Genomic DNA, 16,593 nt, shown 5'->3' with positions numbered 1-16,593 from the left:
AAAGCCGCGTCAAACGGATCCCCAACCCCCCGCCGTTTCAAAACACGACACCTATCCATGATGGCTTTAGGCAGTGCAATCGGCGGCGGCTTTTTCCTTGGAACAGGTCAAGCCATCGCTGTAGCAGGACCAGCAGTGCTGATTTCGTACATGCTTGCGGCCTTTATCGCGGTTTCGGTGATGTACTCTCTTGCGGAACTGGCTTCAGCTCTACCGTCGACAGGCTCTTTTTCCACATACGCTCAGATAGGAATTGGACGCCTTGCCGGTTTCACAGTGGGGTGGTTGTACTGGTTCATGCTCATGATGGTGCTTGGCATGGAAATCACAGGGGCCGCGAAAATTTTCATCGGATGGTTCCCGTCGGTTCCGCAATGGCTAGTTGCCCTCATTATCGTCATCATTCTTGGTGGGATTAACCTCATGGCAGCGGGGCATTTCGGTGAAGTCGAAGCATGGCTTGCAGGTATTAAAGTCGCCGCTATCCTTGTTTTCCTTGTTATCGGAGTGGGCCTAGTTACCGGTATCATCCCTGGTCGTGAAGCATCTGTCATTGACACCATGCTGGGGCATGGCGGGTGGATTCCCAACGGGATGTCTGGTGTTGCGATAGGACTTCTGGCGATCATCACCTCATTTGGCGGTATCGAAGTGGTGACGATCGCTGCTGCTGAAGCTGATGATGCGCGAACAGCTATGGCTCACGCAATTCGTTCTGTTATTTGGCGTATCCTTGTTTTCTACGTAGGGTCCGTGGTTTTGATTGTCTGCTTACTGCCGTGGGATTCTCAGGCTGTGCGTGACAATCCTTTCGCGGAACTTTTATACATGGCCGGTATCCCAGCGGTAGGACGAATCATGGAAATGATTGTTTTTATCGCACTGATTAGCGCTTTTTCAGCGAATGTGTATTCCTCGTCGCGCCTAGCTTATTCTTTATCAGCCCGAGGTATGGGAGTGCGATGGCTATTAGGTGCCGCCTCTGCTAACTCAAATACGCACGTAGAATATGAGCATCCAGAAAACAAACTGGAAGCAGTTGTTGCGGGCGAATCCTCCACTGGTGACATTGCGAATGGGCGTACCCCTCGCCGTTCAGTATCCGTGTCGTTGCTCCTTGCATTAGCGTCGGTGGTGTTGAACTGGTATTTACCTGACACGTTATTAGGCATCCTCATTAACGCTATCGGAATGATTTTGCTGGTGGTGTGGATATTCATTGTGATTTCTCAGATGCGCCTCCACCGGCATCTTGTACAGGAAAAACGCCTTGCAATCCACATGCCAGGCTGGCCGTGGCTTCCGTGGGTTGTTTTGGTTGCGCTTGCAGGATTGGGTGTGCTGATGGCCCTGACAGAATCAGGCCGCGCGCAATTGCTATCAATGGGCGGCCTCATAATTGTTATCGTGATGATCTTCTTTGTTCGTGAACGCATCATAAGCCATCAAACAGAAAAGTAAAGAAACCATCAAAACTATGTGCCCTCACCACCTCATGGACATACATCATGCCCTGAAGGTAAAGCCCACCGGCTGTGGAATATTTCCTCATGATGTGGCTGCAATGAGCACTGCCATTACGATAGTCAACGCAATAAGTAACGAAAGGTAACATGCGTGATGGCTTCCTCTGGTCGCGCCGATAAAAGGAAAAAATACGGGCAAAACCCCGTTCCTCTGATTATTCTGGCCGCGTGCACAGTAATTTTTGTGATCCTCATTGGCCCGCCACCTGCTTTTAACCTGGCAGGCTGGTGGTCGACAGACACTCCACCCGTATCACGCACATTAGATTCCGCCTACCGTGACATTGCTTCAACAGATACGGGAACAATGCTGATGTCCTTACCTGTACGCGAGGACAATACACGTCAAAAAATTCCACGCTATGACCGTGAAGCTTTCGGCGCTCGCTGGGCTGACATTGACCATAATGGCTGCGATACGCGCAATGATATTTTGAGTCGTGATTTATCGCAGGTTACCTACAAAAAAGGAACAAAAAACTGCGTAGTCCTCTCAGGAAAACTACAGGACCCCTACACAGGACAACTCATTGATTTTGAACGAGGCAACGAAACATCAAAAAAAATCCAAATCGACCATATCGTTCCCCTAGCGAATGCGTGGGCCTCAGGAGCATGGGAATGGGACGAAGCAACCCGTGAAAAATTTGCAAACGACCCAGAAAATCTTCTTGCTGTTGACGGGCCAGCTAACCAAGAAAAAAGCGCGAAAACCGCTGACGAATGGCTTCCAAAAAATAAAGATTTTCATTGCGACTACGTGAAACGACAAGTCAAAGTGAAATACGCGTGGAAACTTTCTGTGACCAACGCAGAACGCGACGCAATAGCGAATGTTTTACACAGTCAATGTCCCACAGCATCATAAAAGCCTTATACGCCCGCTTACATGGACAAAGAATGAGGACCGGATTAACCCTAAGTCACCTACTGACAGCACAGAAGAAAACACTATCCCAGCTACAGCCAGCCAGATTCTGTGGCAATACGCACTGCTTCTGCACGAGTGCGCGCGTGAGTTTTCAGCATTGCTGCACTTACATGATTACGCACAGTCCCAGAACTTAAAGATAATTCCTTGGCAATATCAGCAATCGTTCCGCCTTGAGCCACATGACGCAGGATTTCAATTTCCCGATCTGTTAAAGGACATGTACCTGATTCCAATGTTTTGACAGCCAACACAGGATCTATCACACGTACCCCTGAAGCAATACGACGCACAGCTTCAGCTAATTGCTGCGAGGGCGCATCCTTCACCATAAAACCGGAAGCTCCCGCATCTAAAGAACGCTGAACGTAGCCGGGACGGCCAAAAGTTGTCAACATTAAGACACGAATATTCGGGAAACGCGCACGTAATACCTCACAGGTAGCAATACCATCCATGACGGGCATCTCAATATCCATGAGTACCACGTCCGCAGGAGAGGGAAAGCCGGTGCTTTGGCTTAAAAAATCCAGCAACTGTAAGGTTTCACGCCCATGAGCGGCAGTCCCCACGACCTCAATATCTGTTTCTAAAGATAAAAGAGAAGCGAAAGCCTCACGAATCATCGTCTGATCGTCAACAATGACGATTCGTATGGGCATCTATGCTTCACCATGACTTTCGTGAGCGTCTTCTGAATAGAAAACGAGACGGAGGAACCATCGGTCTTTTTCCTGCCACCATGATAGCGTGCCCACATGGGCTGTGCGCGCACTGAGTCCTGACAGGCCACTTCCGCCTAATAGGGCAGTATCAGAATCAGAAACGGCCAAACGATAAGGTAATGCACCTGCGTATCGTGAACTGCGTAGGCCATCGTTGATAACGGTGACAGATTGTTCGGTTAATTCGACAATAATGTGGTGCGGTTTACTGTGTCGTAGCGCGTTGATACATCCCTCACGAATAACATGAGCAGCCATTGTTGAATAGATTCTGGCATGAGGTGTCCCTGAACGTTTAACGGTGAGGGTGACTCCTGCGGTGGACAGTAAAGTGCGAGCTTCGTCGATTTCTGTATCAGCATCGAGGGTGCGTTCAGATGCTACGACAGCGCGCACATCGGTCAGTGCTGTGCGTGAGAGCTCCAAAAGTTCCTCCACATGTGCGCGTGCTGCATCAGTGGAGCCATTGTCAATGAGGCGAACCGCAAGATCGGCTTTTATGGTGATTCCAGTGAGGGTATGGCCCAAAATATCATGAAGGTCAGCGCTGATACGATGGCGTTCTTTTTCTTGTGCTAGGCGCAAAGCGTGTGTGAATTGGTGTTCTTTTGCTCGTCCGTGAGTAATGGCAAAGCGAGAAGTTGAAGAGACAATACTTGTGGCAAGGATAGTAAAGAAAGAGAAAAAAGTTTCTTGAGGAAAAACGATGATCTCCACAAGGGTAGCAGCGAATATGGCAGATATTGTGGGAACAGTCCAATGTCTAGGAGCCAATAGGACAGCGCATGAAGCAACGTATGACATAAGGTAAAGTCCACCGGAATTTCCGATTGCATGAATAGTAACTGTCAGGTAGATCTGCGCGGCTAAAAGTAAGGAAATTGTCAGAATAAATGACTGTATATTCTGACGAGTAGCTATAAGTGGAGCCGTGTCATTTACTAACCATGCGGCCACGTAAATGGCAGTAAGAGCAAAGATTCCACCCCCTATGACAAAGCGCTGTGAATATGAAATATCTGCGATAAAAAGCCCATGTATTGGGGCAGCAAGGAAAATAAGGAACGGTAGTGCCCACAGTAAAGCTAAGGGTCGTGTCCGAGAAGGAGTCTGCGTGGTCACGGTTTCTTGAATAGTTACGCCACCACTGTGATTGCCATGGGACGAGTGTGAGTGAACTACTGTGCTAGGACTTTTCACATGTGCCTCCTGTTACGGTTCTATTGCCGCAGGTGAAGTATGTATCAGCGTGCGGTGTCGTGACGCTGTGCCCATATAGCAATCACACCAAAAAATACGGTCCATACGGCGTAGTTAACGGCGTACCCCCAATGAAAATTATCCCACCCATACACAGGAATCTGACTGAGTTGGAAAATCCCATAAAGAGGGGTCCATGGGGCAACGGACTGCATGAAGGAACCCATTTGGTTGAGTGGAATAAACAATCCAGAGGCAAAAGAACTAAGAACAATAACGCAGCTTGTAACGGCAAAAACACCGTCACTTCGGAGAAGAAAAGCGAAAGCCAATCCAATGGTGACAGGGAGTAAACATAGGGCGATGATAAGAGAGAATGAATAGAGCCACGTTTCAGGGTGCATACGAGCACCAGTAAAGTAACCAATAATGTAAACCACAGCAAGCGTAATGATGTTGAGAATACTGAGGGCGCACAAACGGGCACAAAAGAAAGCATGACCAGATATAGGGGTTAAAGCAAAAAGGCGTGAAATGCCAGAAATACGTTCTAAAGCAATATTACTTGCTACAGAAGAAGCAGCGACAATGATCCCGTAAAGCCCCATATTCACTAAAACGGAGGCCGCAGCATTTGTGTGAACTACCCATATATCAGAGTAATCCCGGCCCGCACCAAAAAGCATGTACATAAAAAGCGGCAAAATAATTGAAAAACCCACAAGGAAAGGATTGAGTAACAGTTTACGTGTCGTGAAATAGGTGAGGGCGCCTATGCCATACCACCCGCTTTGGGGTGTGCGCAGGTCATTAATACGATCATCAGAGGCAGGAAAAGGACTCTTGTGCGTCGAAAGTGACGTAGGTGTCATGAAAATCAGCTCCAGTAAAAAGGTGGGTAACAGGTGAGGTATGAAGTATTTATGCGGTTAAACGAGCAAAAGTATCATCTAAAGAAGGGGTAGATATTTCGAGATCGCGTACACCGTGAACAGTGAGAATGTGACGTGCAATATCATCTGTTGAGGGCGCGTGAACAATGAGATCACACATGTCGCCTGCGCAATCCCACCTCACTGTGAAAGTCTGAGACTGAGGAAGTCTAGCCAAAATATCCCCCACAGTATCCTTATATTCCTTAGGTACGCGGGCATGTAAAGTTCGGGTTTGCCCGATACGTCGTAAATCGTGTGTACTCGTATCAGAAACAATCACGCCTTGGCGCAAAATAATTGTGCGCTCAGAAAAATCTTCAACCTCAGCCAAATAATGTGTAGCAAAAATAATTGTGCGACCTTGATGAGCTTGCGCGTGCATGAGCTGCCAGAATTCACGTCGCGCAGTGGTATCCATACCTGCTGTGGGTTCATCAAGTATGAGTAAATGCGGGTGAGGAATTAACGCAAGAGCTAAACGGAGACGCTGACATTCACCTCCTGAAAGTTTACCTACATTGCGTTTACGTAGGGCGCTTAGCCCTGTTTCTTCCATAACACGCTCGTAATCCATTGCTTGAGGATGCAGAGCACTAAATAAACGCAGAGTTTGTTCAACCGTGTAATTATTCATTAAGGCACCGCTTTGTTGGACAACTCCCACGAGTGAACGTTGAATGGCTTCGCGGGGACTCATTCCGAAAAGTTCCACATGCCCAGAGGTTGCGCGTTGTAAACCAAGCGCAATATCAATGAAAGTAGATTTTCCTGCGCCGTTTTTTCCTAGAAGCGCCACGATGTGACCGCGAGGAATTTCTAATGAAATCCCATCGACTGCTTTTACTGGGCCGAATTGTTTTTTCACATCTACAGCGCGTAAAGCGAGAGTGTCCGGTGTAAAAGATATGTCTGTCATGGGTACTATTGTTGCTTTCATTGGTGCAAATATACAGTGGGCAATGACAGGGATGTTTACATGACATCTGTCATGGGTATTTCGAGGTCTTTGACGGGGCACATAAATGCAAAAACTTCATATTTTATTCTTTTGTGTGCATGTGCTACATAAAAAGTATTAAGATTCAATGGTATGGCCTCATCGAAATAAAAATGCCATCATCGTGCCCCTACGTGAGTGGCACGTATAAATCAATACATGCTGCTCATTCCCACATCCAGAACAGGAGCCCCGCTGATGTTTTCTACGATTTTCACTCCATCAACAACAGCGGTCGCAGGTTCTTTACCTGCCACAGCCCTTTTAGGCCTCATCCCCCTTATCGTCTTTTTTGTCATGCTGGGTGTATTCAAGGTAGCGACACACTGGTGTGCTTTAAGTTCCCTAGTCGCTTCCATACTTGTAGCGGTCTTTGGTTACGCAATGCCGACAACCCTTGCTTTACTGTCAAGCACTCAAGGCGCGGCTTTTGGTATTTTCGTGATCTGTTTTATCGTTGTTGCCGCCGTATGGCTGTATAACTTAACGGAAACATCTGGCCGAGCCGAAGATGTCCGGGCAGTTTTTTCTATGGTAGGTAAAGGGGACTTGCGTATTCAAGCACTCTTAATCGCTGTGTGCTTCTGTGGCCTGATGGAAGGTTTAGCAGGTTTTGGAGCACCTGTCGCTATTGCTTGTTCCATGCTTTTCGCTTTAGGTATTCCACCACTGAAAGCCGCACTTGTCACAATGGTTGGTAATGCCCTTAATGTTGCTTTTGGTGCAATGGCAATCCCCATGATTACAACCGCTCGTCTAGGCGGAGTAGAAACAGAACTACTGACAGGCACAGGAACACGAATTACGCCACTCTTTTTCATCTGGATACCCCTGGTTATGCTTGCCATGCTAGACGGCAAACGCGCAGTGAAAGACCTATGGCCGCTCGGACTTGTTGCGGGGGCTGGAATGAGTATCGGTCACATCGTGACAGCACAGTACCTGTCATATGAACTAACAGCGGTCGTAGCTTCGCTGCTTTCTTTCGTCCTCGTTGCCCTGATGATGCGCGTATGGAAACCACGCACCCCCGAAGATCAGCGTTCACGTGTGGACGTCGCCTCAGACCTGACAGCCTCACGTATTTTCTTTGCGCTTTTCCCTTATGGTTTCGTGGTCCTCGTCTTTGCTGCGGCAAAATTATGGCGCATCGGCATTAACGTACCTGCCATGTTGAAAACAACAGATATTGCTTTCCCCTGGCGAGGTTTAGACGGCCAATTAGCTACCGTTGGCGGCAATATATCAACAGATACAGTCCTGCGACTGAGCACCCTATCATCCCCTGGGACCATGTTGATTCTGTCAGGCTTAATCGTCACACTGGTGTACTCACTGAATGATTCTGCAGGAAAATACCCATTCACATTCCGTCAAGGTATCGCTACACTCGGCACAACCCTGTGGTCCTTACGCATGGCGATTATCACGATCACAGCAGTAATGGCTTTGGCCTACACCATGAACTTTTCCGGCCAGACGGTTGCTATCGGGACACTCCTTGCAACAACAGGTGTTGCTTTCGCTTTCTTTTCACCAATCCTCGGATGGTTAGGGACAGCCGTCACAGGTTCAGCAACATCAGCAGGGGCACTCTTTGCGAATCTGCAAGTCGCAGCAGCCCAACAAACAGGTCTAAGCCCACAGCTCCTGTTAGCAGTAAATGAAATTGGTGGCGGTATCGGCAAAATCGTGAGCCCACAAAACCTTGCAATTGCGGCAACCTCCGTGAAAAATGAAGGATGCGAACCTGAGCTTTTGCGTCGCGCCGCCCCATTTTCTGTGGGCCTTGTGTTTTTACTGGGGTGCATTACTGTTCTTGCTTCCACGGGCGTTGCCAGTTTCTTAATTGCACAATAAAACGTATGAGTGCGCCAGAAACTCACGTAATAAATCCTTTTACACGCGCGAACAGCGTGTACGCGAAAGTCCGTCCCGCCTACCCTGACAGTGCAATCGACTACCTGTGTCAAAACGTGAAGCAATTACAAGTCACAGAACATGAAGCATCGCAGGAAACACAGGAGAATACGTCGCTTTTAAGACCAGCACCTTCACATATGCCGGTCGCTATTGACCTAGGTGCAGGCACTGGGAAAATGACGGACCTATTGTGTGAGCGAGGCTTTAGCGTACATGCAGTGGAACCAGCGCAAGCCATGCGTGAACAAATATGCCCCCACCCGCATGTGCGTATTCATTCTGGAAGCGCCGAAAAAACGGGTTTGCCCGATCAGTGTGCAGATCTGGTAGTTGCCGCTCAAGCGTGGCACTGGTTTGACGAAAGCGCAGCGACGCAAGAAGCTGCGCGTCTACTTAAAACATCGGGTGTATTGGCTGTGGTTTTTAATCAAATGGATGTATCACACCCGTGGGTCCACAGGCTCACGCGCATTATGCGTTCAGGTGATGTTCATAGAATAGACCGGCCGCCGCACGTAGGACAAAATTTCACTGCACCACACTTACATGTAGTGAACTGGACAGATACGCTAACTCCCGATCAGCTTATGGCCTTAGGACGCACACGATCTTCATGGTTAAAACAAAATGAACAAGGCCGCCAACGTATGCAAGAAAACCTACGATGGTATATTCACGATCATTTAGGCTATAGCGCACACGATCCGGTGACTTTGCCGTATATGACACTCGTGTGGGTCGCTCAAAAAATCACAGAATAACCTTGCCTTCAAACATGCATCAACGTCATTCATTCAGAGTCGTTACACGGCAAAAGTACTGATGATGAGCGGTAAAAAAGTACTACCGCAAGAGATCAGCACGTACTACCCCGAGCAAGGCAATACAAGACATCAGGCTAAAGACACTAAATAAGATTCTTCTTTTCCATGATCTTCATAGCAACCCACCCTATAGGGGCGCGGCCGTAAAAAGTCACCAAACGGTAGAGCAAAGCGATAGAAATAGCCGCAGAAAGCGGCACACCCGTTACTTGTAAACCACCGGTGAGTGCTGCCTCCACTGGGCCAATACCACCGGGGGAAGGAATCACTGAACCTAAAGAATTGGACGCTAAGTACGTAATTGAAGCCGTCACAGGATCTAAAGACCAGCCCATTGCCAGTGTGCAGGAAATAAAACATGTAATAAATCCGCATACGGTCAGGAGATTTCCCGCAACAACGGTAAACAAACGTTGAGGACGTCCCATCACCCACAATAAGCGGGGGTATACCTGCACCCATTTAGGTTCAAGATGTTGCCACACCCAGCGGCGCAATTTTGGAATCGCCACAATTATCAGCACCGCAATGAGAATCGTTCCTGAAATCGCAATAATTGCACCATAAGGCAAAGAGACAGAAAGTCGTTGCCCACTGAAAAACGCGAGAATCACAAGCATTCCAACAGTAACTAATAACTGTACGATCTGCTGCATGGTCGCAGTGGTCATAGCCGCTGCTGCAGGAACTTTCTGCTTCGTTAAATAACGGATATTAACAGCGGCAGGCCCAATACCAGCAGGAGCCACCAAAGTAACCAAAGAAGCTGCTATCTGCGCGAGGAAAGCATCACGGATACGGACTTTTTCTGCGGTAAGGGCAACAAGAGCGAGAGCGCCTCCAAACCACGTAAGAACAGCACACGCACACGCCACCCCAATCCACAGAGGGTGTGCAGAACGCACAATCTCGATAATGTCCCCAATATTCAAAGAACTGACAATACCGATAGTTGCAAGGAGAATAACGGCAACCATGATGACACTGCGCGGCGCAAAACGTTGAATATTTGCCAGTTCATTTACAGCAGGAGAGGACGCATCTGCCACGATTGCATCACGCAGATCCTCTAAAATAGTGGACTGACGAACTGCAGCTGAAAGCTGTGAGGGTAAAACTGCGCGTTGAAGAAAAGGCGCACATGCGCGTAATTCATCCGGCCCAATAACGCGCTGAGCTGAAGCTAAAGCAGATTCCACCCCGGCAACCAACGATAAAGACACCAATAACTGCGCTACGTCAATACGCATCGTTAAATCACTGGCACCGGCCTCACCCTGTTCCCAGTCGATCAACCATACTCGCGCAGCAGCATCCACAACGATTGAGTCACCACTGACATTACGGTGCGCAATACCTGCCTGATGTGCGCACGCAAGCTGCCGCCAGGCCTCATCAAGAATATGAGAGCTGATAGTCTGCTCGGACATCTCACGCAAAGGAAGCGTCGCAGGCAACACATGGTTAATCAGAAGAACAGAATCGCCCGCCGGCACTATTCCAACAGGCTCCGGCAAGCGAACACCGGCATGATAGGCCGCTAAGGTCGCTAGCATGGACCGTTCCGCAGAAGCTTTTAAGGATGGAGCCACCCAGCGTGTGACACCACGCAGCCGAAGATTATCCCAGATTTGCCGCACAGTTCCAGTAAATTCACGTCCAGGATCACATGAAATAACATCACATACATTCCCGTTTTCATCCCACACACGATAATGACGGTTCTTATCGTGGTGCCATTGGCGTGGCACCACATACTCGGTGTCAGGCATATCAAGAGGGAACTGGCGAAGCTGACCGTTCCTCCCGGGAACAATTGACCACGCGCACAGGGGAACCTCATCTGTTTCCACATCGCAACGAATGAGGCGCAACGGGGAAATACCGATCGAACGCAAAGCGTGGACTAATTGCGGTCCAGTGGCTCGCCTATCTTCACATCCCAGAATCCAACGCGAAGCAGAGCCAACAGCCCGCCCCAGAAGTAAAGAAATGAGGGCGGAGGGTAGCGTAAGCGACAGGCGTACAACCCACAAAAATGAAATAGCCCATAAACCCCACCAGGACCAGCGCACACTGCGCATAGTGGTTGTTTCACCTGCGGCCGTCAAGAATGAAGCCAAAATGACAACAACAATGTTAATGGCAACAGTTGTTGAGGTCACACCCTCCTCATTTATCAATCCAGTGGACACACGTAAAGGAGCAGTCAGTTGATCGGGAAGGAAATTGGTTACCTCTAAAAATGCCCAGCCCAACACCGCCGCAACACCAGAGGTCAGGAGGGTCGCAACAGTTCCCCACAGTCTGCGTCGTAATACGAGCGAAGTAATAACGACAATAGGGGCAACAAGGATGACAAGGCCCTCAAGGAAAGTCACAGGGAGAAGCAAAACATCACGAATAATTTTGAACTGAAGGACATCTTCGGTAACGCCGCGTGTGGTGGAGTTCGCGTAGGCCCCTAAAGTCCACACGAGGATAATTCCGAGAAGCGCGCCGAAAAAATCTACGAGATCTGCGCGGCGACGTGTCCTTTTGACTGTTTGATCGGCAAAAATAATGGGCGTAATAATTGAGGGCTGAGTTTTTTGAGTAATCGAATCTGAGTTTTCGCTGTGCGCGCCTGTATCTGTCACGTGTGCTTGTGATACGAACCGTGATGAGGACGTTTCAGGTGATACAGCAGCGCTATGAGAAGGCCCTAAAGCACAGGGAATAACAGTGTGAGATTCGTGAGGCGTATGAGTGTTCAGAGAATCTGCCGTGCAGCATACGTGATCGGAATGGTCACAGGGGCAGGTCTGCGCATTTTCTGCACGGTCATTACTGTGCACATTCCCTCCTGCGCCTATTTTCTGTGATGCCTTGATTCAATAATGACAAATCTTGCCCAATAGTGCCGTTAAATATTATGTTTTCACCGAATGTGTTAGCGAAAAGACTAGGCTACCTGCGTATTCTCATAGGAATTGTAGACATCTTGACAAAGAATAAAAGAATACGCAGATGAGTAATTGTGTGAGCATTGCAGACCTGCGTAGGCTTGCTGATTGCATGTACTGTACGATCAGTGTCGCTGTGATATTCGCGCGTAGCATCGTGATGCCAGGGCTTTATCCGGTTAAGGTGAGGTATGTACAGCAGTCCATCGGACAAGGCGGAAGGACACGAGTGATCCATAATCTCATAGCCACGGCCACAACCACAGACCCTTCGTGGTTTGACACATTCATCGGATGGTTCCACAACCCTGAGGACCTGCTGATAAGCATGGGCTCATGGGTTTTATGGGGGACTTTGCTGATTGTTTTTATTGAATCAGGAGTACTTTTTCCTGTTCTGCCAGGGGATTCCCTTCTTTTTGCTGCGGGATTATTACATGTCCAATTAGGTCTTGGCCTGCCCGTATTACTGATTTCAACTTTTGTTGCCGCTTTTTGTGGAGCGCAAATTGGATACTGGATTGGTGCGCGAGGTGGCCGTCGTCTTTTCCGTGATAATGCGCGTTTCCTGAAAACGGAATATCTGGAAAAATCTGAACAATACTTTGCTTCTTATGGTGGGCGTTCCCTAGTGATCGGCCGTTTTATTCCTTTCGTCCGCACATTTATTCCTTTAGCTGCCGGTATTGCACGCTACCCGTACTCACAATTCCTCATATATAACTCTCTTGGCGCAGCCCTGTGGGGTGTGGGTGTGACAATGGCAGGTGCTTTGCTTGGAGGAATCGCATTTGTTCACGATCACCTGTCCATGATTATTTTGCTGATCGTGGCTATTTCCGTTGTCCCAATGATCGTTGAACTGGTTTTACATAAGATACGTGTCCGCAAAAACTCTGACCTTTCAAACGAAAGTGACACAGTTGCCTCATAAGTATGAGTGCCTCATGAAATGGATATGAATGACTCATGATGTTGAGTGAATGGGCGAAACTTCTGCCGCTATACGTCCTCATGTTCATCGTGTCGACTGTTCCGGCACTGGGATGGATGTTCATGATTTTCCGCTCCCGGATCCAAGCCTGGGGCGTGAGCGCATCTGTCACATGGGGGCTGATTTTCGTTGTCGGTATGGCCTATCGCGCATTCGGTATTCCTTTCACACGGCTGACGCTCTTACCGTTTTTAGGCGGTATTTCGTTGCTCGGGTGGGTATTGTGGGCGTGGCGCAGGCGAAAAAAAGCCGCGCATTTCCTATCCGCTGCACCCGCCTTAAGGTCAGAAGTATCAGAGCGCAATGCGCTGACCCGTCACAAATCGCAATGGCCGCTGCTGCTTGCTGTGTGTAGCGGATGGCTTATCGCTGCCCTGCCGATGCTTGTGCGAGCAAATCCGCATAATCCCGCTCAACAATGGGATGCGGTTCATCACCTCAACGGTGTGTGGCTCATGCTCGATGTCAACGAAATATCGCCGTGGACTTCACTTGCTGCTTTACGTGGGGGAGCGACATCGTTTTACCCGAATTTGTGGCACACGTTTGTTCTTATTTTTTCAACAAAAACAACGGTCATTGAAGCGGCAAATGTGTCGTCGCTCCTGCTCATGTTTTTGTGGGTTTTAGGTGCCGCTGCTCTTTTACGTACCTTAACAACAGACGTGTCCGTTATCGTCGTTGGCACGATCATGTCCGGTGGCCTTTTGTTGATGCCTGCTGACGCATTGACAATGTATAACCAGTGGCCTCATGCTGCGGGGACGACGCTACTTTTAGGCTTATTGGTTCTGGGAATTGAGGCAGGCAGAAGTATCTCGCACTATTCGCCGCAGATAGGAAAAACGGGTTCGGTGGCGGCCCTTTCTGCTGCAACGCTGGGCCGTCTGACTGCTGTATTTCCGGCACTCATTTTTTCACTTATCGGAGTCACCCTAGCGCACCCCAGTGCGCTTTTTGGGGGAGTTTTCATCCTTTTAGTGCCGTTCCTTTACCACGTGCTCACCTATGCATATCGTGCTTTCGATCATAGGTATTTCCTATCGTCAGCCTGCTGGGTTATTGCTGCTGCGCTTTCTGTCCTACTCCCATTGATGGCGCTGGACACGGCGGCCGTTCGCGCAATGGCAGCGTATCCACGTTCAGGTCTAGGATGGGACTTTGCTTTTTCGCGCATGTTCACGCCTTTCCCGCCTTTTAATACGACATGGGGATTTATGGCAACGGTGGCGTGTTTTGGCATCCTCACCCTATGCGGCGCTGTAGCCCTCATTTTTTACCTATACGGGAAAATGAGTGTCGCACGAGCTCAGGCGCGCACAAAAAATCAGGCAGAAAATTCTGAGGTTCCTCAGCCCCTCACAATGCATACGGATGCGGGCATTCATTTTAGTGTGGAGGGACAGGGTAAGCCTGTTCAAGAAACGAACGAAACTGATTACGTAAGTACCGGCACTCCGGCACTCGCCACTGATCTGACGTGTTCCGACAGTGCAGAACATAGTAGCAGCGCACCTGAGCCGCAGCTCATACAAGCTGCTGCACCTCCTTTTGTCCGCGCTCGCCCTCACAGATCAGACACCACACTCACGGATATTATGCGCCCGTGGATACTGGGAGCTTTCCTGCTTTTTTCTTTCCTCACGTTCTTGTCATATGCGCCTGACAATGAGCTGCGCACATTCCTCCTTGGCCCCTGGTATAAAGATCCACGGCGAATTATGGCAATTCATGCCTTACTGATGGTTCCTTTAGCTGCCACAGGAATGGTGATCGTAGCCCGTTTCATCAGTTCATATATGACCCCCACTTCAATGGGCCGCCACGTCGCAAGAAAGAAATACTCCTCGCATCAGGTACGCTCACGGCGAGTGGAACTTATTCTTGGTTGCGGTCTTTTACTTGTCACATGCCTGTGCGCTACGGATGCTCGTTTCCGCGCAGTGGACTACGTGTACGATCTTGACAATTTAGGTAAACCAGGGATGGTGACCGCAGGGGAACTGAGGATGTTACAAGCCATGCCGCAAACCCTCCCACCGGATGCCCGTGTTTTTGGTGACCCTATCGCTGGTGCCGCGTATTCAGAAGTTATTGGGCAACGCTACGCTTTCTTCCCGCACCTGAGTTTGGCGAACCTCGATACGTACACGCAAGACTTGCTATCGCAATCATTTAATCAAATCCACACGAATCCGAAAATATGTCAAGCCATTCGAGAACAAAAAATCACGCATTTTTATGAGGAAGCTGACGGGATTTACTACAACTTCACACGTTCTAAACGGCACCCAGGCTTTTACCATGTCGATACCTCGCATGGCTTTGAACTGGTCGATCAGGGTGACACAGCTAAACTGTGGAAAATTACAGCATGTAATTAATCAGGGCTTCTCAGACGCGGAAACAATACTCAAGCCCCAATGCCGCTCCTATTGGAGTGCGGACATGAACAGACAGCGTGACTCCTCCTCGCTAGTGTGGAGGAATGACCACAGACCAAAATCTGACAACACACGTGCCCGGACCTGCATCCACAGGTGAACACCTTCGTATTGCATTTCTTGGTCCATTTGGCACCTTCACCGAACAAGCAGCATGGCAAATAGCGCCCAGTAACGCTGAACTCATACCAATGACTTCAGCACCTGTCGCAATGGACGCAGTACGACAAGGAACAGCTGACCGTGCAGTTGTACCCATTGAAAATTCTATTGAGGGAGGCGTCAACGCTACTTTAGATTCCCTTTCTAAAGGAGCACCCCTGGTCATTGTTGCTGAAATGCTGGTCCCCATTAATTTCCAGTTAGCTGTTCGTGAGGGGACATGTCCCGATCAGATTCGTCGTATTGGTACACACCCACATGCGTGGGCACAATGCCACAATTGGGTGGAAAAAACTTTCCCAGGAGTAATCCACGTGCCGACGACGTCAACAGCGGCAGCTGCGGAACTCCTCTCAACGCACGATACAACTTTCGACGCAGCCCTGTGTAACTCTCCTTCTGTGCAACGCTACGGCTTAGAAGCAATGTACCGTGACGTGGCAGATAATTTAGGTGCAGTCACTCGCTTCGTCATGGTGTCGCGTCCAGGTGCTTTACCAGCGCCTACAGGTGCGGATAAAACAACTATCCAAGTGGCCTTACCTGTGAATGAATCAGGCGCGCTTCTTACTTTGTTGGAACAATTCAGTGTCCGAGGAGTTGATCTTTCACGTATTGAATCACGTCCCAGTGGTGACGGTTTAGGTAACTACACTTTCAGCATCGACATTGTGGGGCATGTTGCTGAAGAACGTGTGCAGGCAGCATTGGTTGGCCTCCATAGATTCTCACCGGATGTGCGTTTTATGGGTTCGTACCCGCGTGTTGACGGGGTGCGCGCAGATGTTCTACGTGGAACTCGTGACGAAGATTTTCACCGTGGTCGCGCATGGGTTAAAAATATTATCCACGGAGGTGACGGCCTCAATATTGATCCCACTGATGCACCTGATTGGCCAATTCGCTGAAAGAATCCGCCCATGAAATGGATACACGTGGCTTGCGCCAGCGCTTCATTCTTTTGTGGTTTTTGTGCGTATACGTGGT

The 16,593-nt window shown here is 49.1% G+C and carries 12 protein-coding genes; 7 read left to right on the top strand and 5 right to left on the bottom strand.

Annotated features, from left to right (window positions below; genetic code table 11):
- Positions 1 to 57 precede the first annotated feature (57 nt).
- Both LRP54_RS06085 and LRP54_RS06080 read left to right on the top strand, forming a co-directional pair.
- Positions 58 to 1,461, top strand: coding sequence for an amino acid permease (locus tag LRP54_RS06085; RefSeq protein WP_231235455.1), 1,404 nt, complete (start codon positions 58 to 60; stop codon positions 1,459 to 1,461).
- Positions 1,462 to 1,620: 159 nt separating this feature from the next.
- Positions 1,621 to 2,394 carry an HNH endonuclease family protein gene (locus LRP54_RS06080; RefSeq protein WP_231205805.1) on the top strand — a complete coding sequence of 258 codons (774 nt, stop codon included), beginning with the start codon at positions 1,621 to 1,623 and terminating at the stop codon, positions 2,392 to 2,394.
- A gap of 92 nt (positions 2,395 to 2,486) precedes the next feature.
- Here the strand turns inward: LRP54_RS06080 and LRP54_RS06075 are convergent, their stop codons facing one another.
- Genes LRP54_RS06075 through LRP54_RS06060 form a run of 4 tightly spaced genes read right to left on the bottom strand, consistent with a single transcriptional unit; the run spans position 2,487 to position 6,233 of the window.
- A complete protein-coding gene (locus LRP54_RS06075) occupies positions 2,487 to 3,119 on the bottom strand; it encodes a response regulator transcription factor (RefSeq protein WP_231235384.1) in 633 nt (210 codons plus the stop codon).
- Positions 3,120 to 4,382: a sensor histidine kinase gene (locus tag LRP54_RS06070; RefSeq protein ID WP_231235383.1), complete on the bottom strand. Its 1,263-nt coding sequence runs from the start codon at positions 4,380 to 4,382 to the stop codon at positions 3,120 to 3,122.
- Positions 4,383 to 4,426: 44 nt separating this feature from the next.
- The gene (locus tag LRP54_RS06065) at positions 4,427 to 5,254 is read right to left on the bottom strand and encodes an ABC transporter permease (protein ID WP_231235382.1); all 828 of its coding nucleotides are present in this window, start codon (positions 5,252 to 5,254) and stop codon (positions 4,427 to 4,429) included.
- A 49-nt stretch (positions 5,255 to 5,303) separates the two neighbouring features.
- A complete protein-coding gene (locus LRP54_RS06060; protein WP_231235381.1) occupies positions 5,304 to 6,233 on the bottom strand; it encodes an ABC transporter ATP-binding protein in 930 nt (309 codons plus the stop codon).
- Between the two features lie 279 nt (positions 6,234 to 6,512).
- Between LRP54_RS06060 and LRP54_RS06055 the strand changes: the two genes are divergently transcribed.
- Entirely contained in the window at positions 6,513 to 8,174 is a 1,662-nt protein-coding gene (locus LRP54_RS06055) for an L-lactate permease (protein ID WP_231235380.1), read from the top strand.
- Positions 8,175 to 8,179: 5 nt separating this feature from the next.
- A complete protein-coding gene (locus LRP54_RS06050; protein ID WP_231235379.1) occupies positions 8,180 to 8,998 on the top strand; it encodes a class I SAM-dependent methyltransferase in 819 nt (272 codons plus the stop codon).
- A 146-nt stretch (positions 8,999 to 9,144) separates the two neighbouring features.
- Here LRP54_RS06050 and LRP54_RS08480 read toward each other — a convergent pair whose 3' ends face one another.
- A complete protein-coding gene (locus tag LRP54_RS08480; RefSeq protein WP_231235378.1) occupies positions 9,145 to 11,898 on the bottom strand; it encodes a lysylphosphatidylglycerol synthase transmembrane domain-containing protein in 2,754 nt (917 codons plus the stop codon).
- A 436-nt stretch (positions 11,899 to 12,334) separates the two neighbouring features.
- Here LRP54_RS08480 and LRP54_RS06040 point away from each other — a divergent pair, with 436 nt between their 5' ends.
- The 3 genes from LRP54_RS06040 (at position 12,335) to pheA (ending at position 16,514) form a co-directional block, all read left to right on the top strand.
- On the top strand, positions 12,335 to 12,940 hold the full coding sequence (locus tag LRP54_RS06040) for a DedA family protein (protein ID WP_331274808.1): 606 nt from the start codon (positions 12,335 to 12,337) through the stop codon (positions 12,938 to 12,940).
- A gap of 35 nt (positions 12,941 to 12,975) precedes the next feature.
- Positions 12,976 to 15,384, top strand: a complete 2,409-nt coding sequence (locus LRP54_RS06035; protein ID WP_231235377.1) for a DUF6541 family protein — start codon at positions 12,976 to 12,978, stop codon at positions 15,382 to 15,384.
- Between the two features lie 122 nt (positions 15,385 to 15,506).
- Positions 15,507 to 16,514 carry a prephenate dehydratase gene (gene pheA / locus LRP54_RS06030; RefSeq protein WP_231235453.1) on the top strand — a complete coding sequence of 336 codons (1,008 nt, stop codon included), beginning with the start codon at positions 15,507 to 15,509 and terminating at the stop codon, positions 16,512 to 16,514.
- Positions 16,515 to 16,593: the final 79 nt, after the last annotated feature.

It is taken from the genome of Schaalia sp. lx-100, assembly GCF_021083625.1.
Classification (GTDB): Bacteria; Actinomycetota; Actinomycetes; order Actinomycetales; family Actinomycetaceae; genus Pauljensenia.
This window is presented reverse-complemented; position numbering and strand designations above follow the sequence as displayed.

Bases quoted from the DNA above. Each gene is read 5' to 3' on its own strand.
- LRP54_RS06060 (WP_231235381.1), bottom strand. From the start codon at position 6,233: ATGACAGACATATCTTTTACACCGGACACTCTCGCTTTACGCGCTGTA.
- LRP54_RS06080 (WP_231205805.1), top strand. From the start codon at position 1,621: ATGGCTTCCTCTGGTCGCGCCGATAAAAGGAAAAAATACGGGCAAAAC.
- LRP54_RS06040 (WP_331274808.1), top strand. From the start codon at position 12,335: ATGGGCTCATGGGTTTTATGGGGGACTTTGCTGATTGTTTTTATTGAA.
- LRP54_RS06055 (WP_231235380.1), top strand. From the start codon at position 6,513: ATGTTTTCTACGATTTTCACTCCATCAACAACAGCGGTCGCAGGTTCT.
- LRP54_RS06065 (WP_231235382.1), bottom strand. From the start codon at position 5,254: ATGACACCTACGTCACTTTCGACGCACAAGAGTCCTTTTCCTGCCTCT.
- LRP54_RS06050 (WP_231235379.1), top strand. From the start codon at position 8,180: ATGAGTGCGCCAGAAACTCACGTAATAAATCCTTTTACACGCGCGAAC.
- LRP54_RS06035 (WP_231235377.1), top strand. From the start codon at position 12,976: ATGATGTTGAGTGAATGGGCGAAACTTCTGCCGCTATACGTCCTCATG.
- LRP54_RS06075 (WP_231235384.1), bottom strand. From the start codon at position 3,119: ATGCCCATACGAATCGTCATTGTTGACGATCAGACGATGATTCGTGAG.
- LRP54_RS06085 (WP_231235455.1), top strand. From the start codon at position 58: ATGATGGCTTTAGGCAGTGCAATCGGCGGCGGCTTTTTCCTTGGAACA.